This is a genomic window from Synechococcales cyanobacterium T60_A2020_003 (genome assembly GCA_015272205.1).
Lineage (GTDB): Bacteria > Cyanobacteriota > Cyanobacteriia > RECH01 > RECH01 > JACYMB01.
The window spans coordinates 20,568-30,383 of the sequence record JACYMB010000023.1; the positions used below are offsets into that span (position 1 = coordinate 20,568).

Genomic DNA, 9,816 nt, shown 5'->3' on the forward strand with positions numbered 1-9,816 from the left:
TGGAACCCAACTCTAGCCTTTATTCTGTTGGGTTACGCTAGCGCTCACCCAACCTACGAGAGAATCAGGGTTGTGTGAGTTTTGTCAGTCAATCAGTGCTTAGTCTGTAATTGATTACAGTCCCTTGTCCGCACTGCTTGGCAGCTTCATTCGTAGAAATTAAAAATCTTTACGCTTTTGATGAGTCCACCGTGCGAAGTTTCGTTATAATTCGGGTTGACATCTTAGAGAACCCTACCCGTGGTGAAATAATTGCTCTGTTTTTGGTGTTTTGCGCTATTGGTGGAAAGGCGGTGCTACGGAGATTGGGTAGCCTTATAGATTGTGCACCCGATTATTACTGCACTGCGGGTTGGGCGAATGTCTCAAAGCAGATGCTTTAAAGCTGTTACCGAGAAAAAGGTTGCCATGCCATGATGTACCGACGAAACTCAACGATTCGTATTGTGGAATCGGTTTTTGTTCCCTCCTTTGGGTTTGAGGGCAGGGCAGGTGTTCTGAGTTGGCGGCGTTGGGCGATCGCCACTTCAATCGGTCTGGGTGCGCTGGTCGGTACGGCACCGGAGGCGATCGCTAATCCATTGCCAGAATCCTTTCCAGACGGAGAGCTGATCGCGCAGCAAATCGTCGAGGGTTTGCCGCCACCCCCACCCATCCTAGGTGTACCCAGCACTCCTGTTAATCTTTCGGCTAACTCGAACAATCTCTATCTCGTTTATGTCAATGGAGATAGTCCCCTGCTCCTCGATCAAGTGCGGCGGGTATCCACAGACGCATCGGTGCAAGACTATCAAGGGCAACCCGTGATTCAGGCCGGAATTTTTGAAGAGCCAACCTACGCCCAGCAACAGGTATCGGCATTGGAAGCGCAGGGCATTATGGCAGAGGTTGCTGAAGTCCCCGAAGCATGGTTTGAGCCTGCCCTCCCTGCCCAAACTCCGGTAGAAGTACAAACGGCGACCGTTTCTGTGCCACTGCCACCAGTCGTGGTTCCCCCACCAGAAATGATTCCGGTGGAGGTTACACCCCGTGAAATTGAGTTTGGGCGATCGCCCGATGTGGCTGCAGTAAGTCCCACAACAGCGTCCTACACCAACACAGAATCAGAGGGTAGTCATTTCTATGTGGTTATCCCAGCCCGCACCGCAGAATTGGCCGATGTTTCGGCACAGGTGATTCGGCTTGGCGCGAATTTCAATATTGCGGGGTCAGTAGAAGAACGAACAGCCCCCCTAGGGCCGCATGTGCGAGTGGGGCCATTTATCGATCGGGAGGCCGCATCGCGATGGAGCAGTTTCTTTGGCGATTTTGGGCTGAATGCGCGGGTCTACTATAGCCGCTAACGCGATAATAGCGGGTGTAGCATGACCGGGAGCCTAGGAAATGAATATCCGGCAGGAGCGATCGCCCCTTGATACCTATGCCGTGTCTGCTGAGCAGATGACTGAGATTGAGTCGCGGATTTTTGCGGCAGGGATGCCCGTCGAAGCGCTGATGGAAAAGGTGGCGGGTAAGATTGTGCGGCGGGTGCGTCAGGTCTATTCTCGTCGTCGGTTTCGGCGGGTGGGGGTGCTAGTGGGGCCAGGGCATAACGGTGGCGATGCGCTGGTAGTAGCGCGGGAGTTGCACCACGCGGGTTATGCGGTCATCACCTATCAGCCGTTCCAGAAAACAAAGCCCCTTACTGCTCAGCACGCTCAGTATGCCGCTCACTTAGGTATTGAATCGACTGGGGCGATCGCGCCAATTTTAGAGTGCGATCTGATCATTGATGGGCTATTTGGCTTTGGGTTGACCCGTGCCCTCGAAGGCGAGATTGCCGAGGCGGTAGAAGCGGTGAATACGCTGGATGTGCCCGTGGTGAGTATTGATATTCCGTCGGGGTTGCACACGGATACAGGCGAGGTTTTGGGGACAGCCGTTTGCGCGACCCACACCCTCTGTTTGGGACTGTGGAAGCTGGCCTTTTTGCAGGATAATGCCCTGGACTATGGGGGGCAGGCGGAACTGATTGATTTTGATATTCCCCTATCCGACATTCAGGCTATGCTGGGCGATCGCCCTTCGCGAGTCCGCATCACTCCAGAAACGGCGATCGCGCCTTTACAAGCTCCCCTTTCTCCCACAACCCACAAATATAAACAGGGACATGGGCTGCTGATTGCTGGATCGCGACCGTATCGAGGAGCAGCGGTCTTAGCTGGCCTTGGTGCGCGGGGCAGTGGTGTGGGGATGCTCTCTATCGCCGTGCCAGAGTCGCTGAGGGAGCAGGTAAGTTCCCAAGTGCCCGAAGCGTTAGTCATTGGGTGTGCCGAAACAGCGACGGGAGCGATCGCCCAGCTTCCAGACACCCTTAATCTCCAAAACTACGATGCGATCGCCTGTGGGCCAGGATTGACCCTCGCAGCAGAACCGATTGTGCGGCAGGTGTTGAAAACCGATCGCCCCTTACTGCTCGATGCCGATGGGTTGAATGCGCTGGCGCAGATGGGAGCTATAGAAACATTGCGCGATCGCCCTTTCCCAACCGTTTTAACGCCCCATTGGGGGGAGTTCAGACGGCTCTTTCCGGAGATTGCTACAGCGGGCGATCGCCTGATGATGGTGGAGCAAGCGGCGATCGCCAGTGGGGCAACGGTGATTTTGAAAGGTGCAAAAACGGCGATCGCTCATCAATATCTCGATGGAAATAGCCAGGTGTGGATTAATCCCGACAGTACGCCTGCCCTGGGTCGGGGTGGCAGTGGTGATGTGTTAACTGGACTGTTGGGTGGTTTACTAGCCCAATTACTGCGTCAGGGATGGACGGTGGAGGCGATCGCCCAAACGGCGGTATGGTGGCACGCCCAGGCGGGAATATTGGCGGCAGGGGAACGCACGGAACGGGGTGTGGATGCGTGGACGTTGACCCAATATTTGATGCCAGCGTTGGCTGAGGCGATTTCCTAGGAACGGGGTTCGACGTTGCTGAACAGACGTATGATTGAGTGCATCTCAGTTTTGTAGTCCTCACCCATAGGGCGAGGGACTTCGATCCGGCTCTCCTTCCCCTCGTGGGAGAAGGGGGTTGGGGATAAGGGCAATTCAGAGCTGTATTCAGCAACGCCCAGATTTTCAACCCCACTCCCTACACGGCGATGACAATGGGGGCAAAATCGCTGATGGTGATGCTGGTGGCATCTACATTTTGCAAAATGGCGATCGCCTGTCCGTCCTGTTTGATCACGGTGTCGCGCCCCCGTTGGCGAATGGTTAAATCGGCAATCAAGGCTTCAAGGGCATCGGGATCAGCGGTGTTGGGATTGTCGCCCAGAATGCCCAGCTTATCGACCCCGTCTTCAAAATCGAGAATGCGATCGCAACTACCCGCATCAAACTCCAGGGCAAAACCATCGGCTCCGGCTCCTCCCCGGAGGCGATCGCGCCCCAGTCCGCCGAATAAAATATCATCCCCGTCATCGCCCCTGAGACGGTCATTGCCTTCATCACCGTAGAGAACGTCGTTGCCTGCGCCACCCCGTAGCCGATCACGGTCAAACCCACCGCTCAGGCGATCGCTCTCCACCGTTGAACTTGAACCATCACAAGCAACGATTCCAAACGTTAAAACCAGGATGAACCAGAAGGGCGATCGCCTTTTGTACCGACCTAGTCCCCGAACCAGGAGAGTGCTAATTCGCATAATCTGTTACGTCTTTTCATATTCTTTTCACTTTTACGTCTCTACGATACGATGTTTTCATAGTTGTTTCATAATTCAAACCCTAAAACGGTCTTCAGTCCTCACCATGACAGCGACTAACCCCTCCGCTCTACCCTCCATTCAGATTGATCACCTCAGCGTTAACTATCGTTCGGTGCAAGCGCTTCGCAGCATCAACGTGATCGTTCAGCCTGGTGAATTGGTGGGGGTGTTTGGCCCCAACGGTGCCGGGAAGAGCACGCTGATTAAAGCCATGCTGGGATTGATCCCCCGTACCACGGGGCAGGTGACCTATGGCGATCGCCCCTTACTGGATCAACTGAATGCTACAGCTTACGTGCCCCAGCGATCGCAGATTGACTGGACATTCCCAGCAACGGTGTGGGATGTGGTGATGATGGGACGGGTGCGTCCGTCGGGATGGTTGCACCGTTTTTCTAACGTCAGCCGTCGGATTGCTGCCGATGCCCTGGAACGGGTGGGGATGAACGAGTTTCGCGATCGCCGCATTGGGGATCTATCCGGTGGACAGCAGCAGCGGGTCTTTTTGGCGCGGGCGCTGGCACAGCAGGCCGATGTCTATTTCTTTGATGAACCCTTTGTCGGCGTCGATCACCGAACGGAGGAGATCTTGTTCCAAATTTTCCATGAGTTGGCCGCCGAGGGAAAGATTGTGATGGTGGTGAATCACGATCTCGGGGAATCGATCGCCCATTTTGATACCCTGCTCTTGCTGAATAAAGAGCTGATTGCCTATGGCGATCGCCGTTTGGTGCTTCAGCACGACAATATGACGCGTGCCTATGGCGGACATGTCTCTTTCTTCCGGGCAGCGTAGCCATGGAATCGGGATTGTCGTTTCTGCTGGAACCGCTTCAGTATGGCTTTATGCAGCGATCGCTAATCGTGGCGGTGCTAGTCGGGATCATGTGTGCGGTGGTGGGAAGTTACCTGATGGTGCGACGGATGGCGCTGTTGGGCGATGCCATTAGTCACTCGCTGCTACCGGGACTGGCGATCGCCTATGTTCTTGGGATCAATATCTACATCGGCGCGTTTGTCGCGGGTATTCTCAGTACAGGTTTGATTGCCTGGATTCACACGCGATCGCCCATCAAAGAAGATGCGGCCATGGGGATTGTCTTTTCTGCTTTCTTTGCGGTAGGAGTCACACTGATCACCCTCGTCCAAAAAGACACCAAAATCGACCTGAACCATTTTCTCTTTGGCAATATCCTAGGCGTTAGTCCTTCTGAAGTTAGGGATACGGCCATCATTGCAGTGCTGGTGCTGGTGAGTGTCTTTCTGTTTTACAAAGAACTCCTGTTTCACAGTTTTGATGCCCTGGGGGCACAGGCGACTGGACTTCCGGTGACGTGGCTGAATGCAGGCTTGATGGTGTTGATTGCCCTCACGGTCGTCGCGAGTTTGAAAGCGGTTGGCGTGATTTTAGTGCTAGCCCTCCTGATCACACCCAGCGCCACGGCGTATCTGCTGGTTCCGCGCTTGCATCAGGTGATGGGATTGGGAGCCGCGATTGGTGTTGTATCCAGTATCAGCGGCATGTACCTGAGCTACTATTTCAACCTACCCTCTGGCCCCGCGATTGTGATGATTGCCTCTGGATTTTTTGCCCTAGCGTTTCTCTTTAGTCCCAGTTACGGGGTGCTGACCCATCGCCGTAATAGCAAATCCGGTTAATTCATCGTCTATATCAAGGGGCGAGGGGCGGGTTTCGGAATCAAGCTCTGATCGTGAGCAAGGTCTATTAGCTAAACCCGCCCGTACCCAGATCGTCCATGCTCTGAACCTCAACGACCTTGACGCAGCGTAGCCAGTTCTTGAATATGTTGGCTTTGCTGTTCCATTTGAATAGAGAGGGCATCACACACGAGATCACATAGTTCAAATAGAAACGGATTGGCGATCGCATAATAGACGCACACACCCTGCTGATCCCGTGAGACAACCCCTGCTTGGGTCAGCATTTTCAAATGTTTAGACACATTGGCTTGCCCTAATCCCGTGGCCTCGATAATCTCCGTGACGTTTTTGGGGCCACTTTTCAGCGTACAAACAATCTGAAGACGGCTCACCTCTGACAGCACCTTGAAAAACTCGGCCATCAGTCCCAAGGCGGAGGGAGAAAGCTTAGATACGCCGCATTCGTCGGTGTTGGTTGGAAGAGTAGGCAGGGTGGATGGAGTGGATTTGTGTGGCATAGATTTTAGTGAGATGTGACGTAAAGACCAGACAACTTAAGCGCGGCGGGAGGCATAGGCTTGGTACGCCAACGACCCAACGACAAAACTGATAACGAATAGAACCGGATTCGCAAGTCCCAGGACTAGGGCTGTAATTCCTGGCCCCGGACAGTATCCCGAAATGCCCCAGCCAATGCCGAATATGGCGGCTCCTAATATCAGCGGCAGATCAATGTCCTTCCGAGTCGGCAGGGCAAAGGTTTTGTTGAAGACCGGGTGCGGCATCTTCAAAACAAATCGAAAGGTAATGATCGTGACGCCAACCGCACCCCCCAAGACAAACAGCAGGGTTGGATCCCAGGTTCCGGCGAGATCGAGAAATCCCAACACGCGATCGCGATCGATCATCTGCGACAGGCCGAGTCCTAACCCAAAGAGCAGACCCGCGATCGCGGCAATTCCGTTTTGTTTACCATTCATGCCCATGATAGTGTTCTTCTCTCCCTACAATCCCAAAAGATGACGAGTCACGAAAACGGTCACAAATCCAGTTGCGAGGAACGTAAGGACGGCAGCAAGCGATCGCGCCGAGAGTCGTCCTAGTCCACAAACGCCATGACCGCTGGTACAGCCGCTGCCCATGCGGGTGCCAAATCCGACCAAGAGGCCACCAATCACCATCGCCCACGGTGAGAAGGTGGATGTTGGCGTGGGTTGGGATGCCAAACCGTACTCGTAAAGCGCACCTCCCGCCAGCATGCCAATCAGGAACAGCCATCGCCAAACTTCAGAACGCTCGAACCGCATTGCGCCGTTTACGATCCCGCTAATGCCTGCAATTTTGCCGTTAAAGGCCAGCAGCACCGTAGCGCTGATCCCAATGAGAACCCCTCCGAGGAGGGCGGAAACCCAGTTAAACTCTGCCATAGATTCTTGAAAATACTATTTTCGGACACGCTTCGGACAAGACATCAAGCTTATTGAATCAGTAGTTACGAGATGACAAGCAATACTATTGTATAGCTATTTAGTAATATTTGTCATCTACAAATGCTGCATTGATGATTTGGAATCCGTCATTCATTGATTCCAAGAATAATGCACAATGTAACTCGATAAACTGTAAGAACACCTCTACTTGCCTCAATTCTGGAACTCCCATGGCTAAGTCTCTCAGCGGCGCGGACATTCGTAAAACATTTCTGGACTTCTACGCATCCAAAGGGCACGAAATTCTCCCCAGTGCGTCCTTGGTGCCGGAAGATCCGACCGTGCTGCTGACCATTGCCGGGATGTTGCCGTTTAAACCGATTTTTCTAGGCCAGCGATCGCCCGATTTTCCCCGTGCCACCACGTCGCAAAAGTGTATTCGCACCAACGACATCGAGAACGTGGGGCGCACCGCGCGGCATCACACCTTTTTTGAAATGCTGGGCAACTTTAGCTTTGGAGATTACTTCAAAGAGCAGGCGATCGCCTGGGCGTGGGAGTTATCTACTAAAGTGTTTGGTTTGCCCGAAAATCGGCTCGTGGTGAGCGTGTTCCGCGAGGATGACGAAGCCTTTGCCATCTGGCGGGATCAGGTTGGCGTTCCGGCTCACCGCATCAAGCGCATGGACGAGGCCGATAACTTTTGGGTATCTGGCCCCACGGGGCCCTGTGGCCCTTGCTCGGAGATCTACTACGATTTCCATCCTGAGTTAGGGGACGATGACATTGATCTAGAAGACGACACCCGCTTCATCGAGTTCTACAACCTCGTCTTCATGCAGTACAACCGGGATGCGGAAGGCAATTTGACGCCCCTCCAAGCGCAAAATATTGATACGGGTCTGGGACTGGAACGGATGGCGCAGATCCTCCAGAAGAAACCCAACAACTACGAAACCGACCTGATTTTCCCGATTGTGGAAACGGCGGCGAAGATTGCCGAGATCCACTACGCCAAAGCCGACGAGCAGACCAAGGTTTCCCTAAAGGTGATTGGCGACCATGTGCGTGCCGTGGTTCACATGATTGCCGATGGCATTACGGCCTCTAACCTGGGACGGGGTTATGTGCTGCGGCGTCTGATTCGTCGCGTGGTGCGTCACGGTCGGCTGATCGGCATCGATCGCCCCTTTATTACTGAAGTGGCGGAGTCGGCGATCGCCCTATCCGAATCGGCCTACCCCAACCTGCGCGATCGCGCCGCTGTGATCAAAGCCGAGTTGGAACTGGAGGAATCGCGCTTCCTGGAAACCCTGGATCGAGGTGAGAAGTTGCTGACCGACATTATTAAAAAGTCGAAGGCTAAGGAAATCTCCGGTCAAGATGCGTTCGTTCTTTACGACACCTACGGGTTTCCGTTGGAACTCACCCAGGAAATCGCTGAGGAGCAAGGTCTGACGGTGAACGTCGATGAGTTCGAAGCGGCCATGGCCGAACAGCGGCAGCGCTCCCAGGCCGCCCATGAAACCATTGACCTGACTGTACAGGGATCGCTGGATACGCTGGCAGAACATATTCACGAAACCGAGTTTCTGGGCTACAGCCAAGCCTCCAGTCCGGCAGAGGTGAAGGTGCTGCTGGTGGGCGGTAAGCCCGTGGAAGAGGCCAGCGCGGGTACGGCGGTGCAGATTATTCTCGATCGCACCCCTTTCTATGCTGAATCTGGTGGGCAGATTGGCGATCGCGGCTACCTGTCGGGGGATACCACCCTGGTACGGGTGGAAGACGTGAAGAAAGAAGGGGCAATCTTTGTCCACTTTGGCACGATTGAGCGGGGACGTCTGACGGTGGGCGATCGCGTCTCTGCCCAGATCGACCTCGCCTGTCGTCGGCGTGCCCAGGCTAACCACACGGCGACCCACCTGCTCCAGGCCGCCCTAAAAAAACTGGTGGATGAAAGTATCTCCCAGGCGGGATCATTGGTAGCGTTCGATCGCCTCCGGTTCGATTTCAACTACGCCAAACCCTTGACCCCGGAACAGGTGCAGCAGATCGAAGAACAGGTCAACACCTGGATTGCCGAAGCCCACATGGCACACATTGCCGTCATGCCGATTGCCGAAGCCAAGGCCAAGGGCGCAACCGCGATGTTTGGGGAGAAGTATGGCGATGAGGTGCGGGTGATCGACTTCCCCGGCGTGTCGATGGAGTTGTGCGGCGGCACCCATGTGAGCAACACAGCGGAAATTGGTCTATTCAAAATCGTGTCGGAGTCGGGCGTTGCCGCTGGGATTCGTCGGATTGAAGCTGTTGCAGGGCCATCGGTGCTGGAATACCTGAACGTGCGGGATCAGGTGGTGCGTGAGTTGAGCGATCGCTTTAAGGCCAAGCCGGAGGACATCGTAGACCGGATCACCACCCTCCAAGACGAACTGAAAACCTCCCAAAAACAGTTGGCCGCCCTCAAGTCTGAGCTAGCCGTTGCCAAGAGCGATCGCCTCCTCAGCGACGTTGAAACCGTGGGCGACTTCAAGGTGCTGGTGGCGCAACTGGAGGAGGTGGATGCCGATGCCCTGAAAACCGCCGCTGAACGCTTGCTGCAAATCATGGGCGAAGGTGCAGTTGTTCTGGGATCGGTTCCCGAACCAGACAAGGTGAGCTTGGTGGCGGCTTTTAGTCCGGCGGTGAATAAAAAGGGAGTTCAAGCAGGTAAGTTTATTGGGGCAATCGCCAAGCTTTGCGGTGGCGGCGGCGGTGGTCGTCCGAACCTCGCCCAGGCCGGGGGGCGTGACCCCAAACAGCTTGCGAGTGCCCTTGACCAGGCCAAAAAGCAGTTGCATTCTGAGCTTGACGAAGACAGGAATTAGACTAGGCTGGAAGCTAGGGCAAACGCATAAAAATAGGGCATAGGCTGAAGGCAGTAGAGCAGTTGCTGAGGAAACTACGATGAGCCAGCCCAACGATGGGAGCATTCTGACT

Annotated in this window: 9 protein-coding genes; 5 read left to right on the forward strand and 4 right to left on the reverse strand. The window is 54.5% G+C overall.

The window, feature by feature from the left end; translation table 11 throughout:
- Positions 1 to 413: 413 nt before the first annotated feature.
- Both IGR76_01115 and IGR76_01120 read left to right on the forward strand, forming a co-directional pair.
- Positions 414 to 1,343 (forward strand): hypothetical protein, encoded by a 930-nt coding sequence (locus tag IGR76_01115; protein ID MBF2077142.1) that lies wholly within the window; start codon positions 414 to 416, stop codon positions 1,341 to 1,343.
- A 40-nt stretch (positions 1,344 to 1,383) separates the two neighbouring features.
- Entirely contained in the window at positions 1,384 to 2,949 is a 1,566-nt protein-coding gene (locus IGR76_01120; protein MBF2077143.1) for an NAD(P)H-hydrate dehydratase, read from the forward strand.
- Positions 2,950 to 3,127: 178 nt separating this feature from the next.
- On the opposite strand, the gene IGR76_01125 is transcribed toward IGR76_01120, so the two are convergent.
- A complete protein-coding gene (locus IGR76_01125; GenBank protein ID MBF2077144.1) occupies positions 3,128 to 3,682 on the reverse strand; it encodes a hypothetical protein in 555 nt (184 codons plus the stop codon).
- 106 nt (positions 3,683 to 3,788) lie between these two features.
- On the opposite strand from IGR76_01125, the gene IGR76_01130 reads away from it, so the two are divergent.
- Both IGR76_01130 and IGR76_01135 read left to right on the forward strand, forming a co-directional pair.
- Complete coding sequence (locus IGR76_01130; protein ID MBF2077145.1) at positions 3,789 to 4,541, forward strand: metal ABC transporter ATP-binding protein; 753 nt, start codon at positions 3,789 to 3,791, stop codon at positions 4,539 to 4,541.
- Between the two features lie 2 nt (positions 4,542 to 4,543).
- Positions 4,544 to 5,404, forward strand: coding sequence for a metal ABC transporter permease (locus IGR76_01135; protein ID MBF2077146.1), 861 nt, complete (start codon positions 4,544 to 4,546; stop codon positions 5,402 to 5,404).
- A 110-nt stretch (positions 5,405 to 5,514) separates the two neighbouring features.
- Here IGR76_01135 and IGR76_01140 read toward each other — a convergent pair whose 3' ends face one another.
- The 3 genes from IGR76_01140 to IGR76_01150 are packed head-to-tail and all read right to left on the reverse strand — an operon-like array spanning position 5,515 to position 6,834.
- Positions 5,515 to 5,925 (reverse strand): helix-turn-helix transcriptional regulator, encoded by a 411-nt coding sequence (locus IGR76_01140; GenBank protein MBF2077147.1) that lies wholly within the window; start codon positions 5,923 to 5,925, stop codon positions 5,515 to 5,517.
- 36 nt (positions 5,926 to 5,961) lie between these two features.
- Entirely contained in the window at positions 5,962 to 6,387 is a 426-nt protein-coding gene (locus IGR76_01145) for a YeeE/YedE family protein (protein ID MBF2077148.1), read from the reverse strand.
- 24 nt (positions 6,388 to 6,411) lie between these two features.
- A complete protein-coding gene (locus IGR76_01150; protein MBF2077149.1) occupies positions 6,412 to 6,834 on the reverse strand; it encodes a YeeE/YedE family protein in 423 nt (140 codons plus the stop codon).
- A gap of 233 nt (positions 6,835 to 7,067) precedes the next feature.
- Between IGR76_01150 and alaS the strand changes: the two genes are divergently transcribed.
- Positions 7,068 to 9,704 carry an alanine--tRNA ligase gene (gene alaS, locus IGR76_01155; protein ID MBF2077150.1) on the forward strand — a complete coding sequence of 879 codons (2,637 nt, stop codon included), beginning with the start codon at positions 7,068 to 7,070 and terminating at the stop codon, positions 9,702 to 9,704.
- Positions 9,705 to 9,816 lie beyond the last annotated feature (112 nt).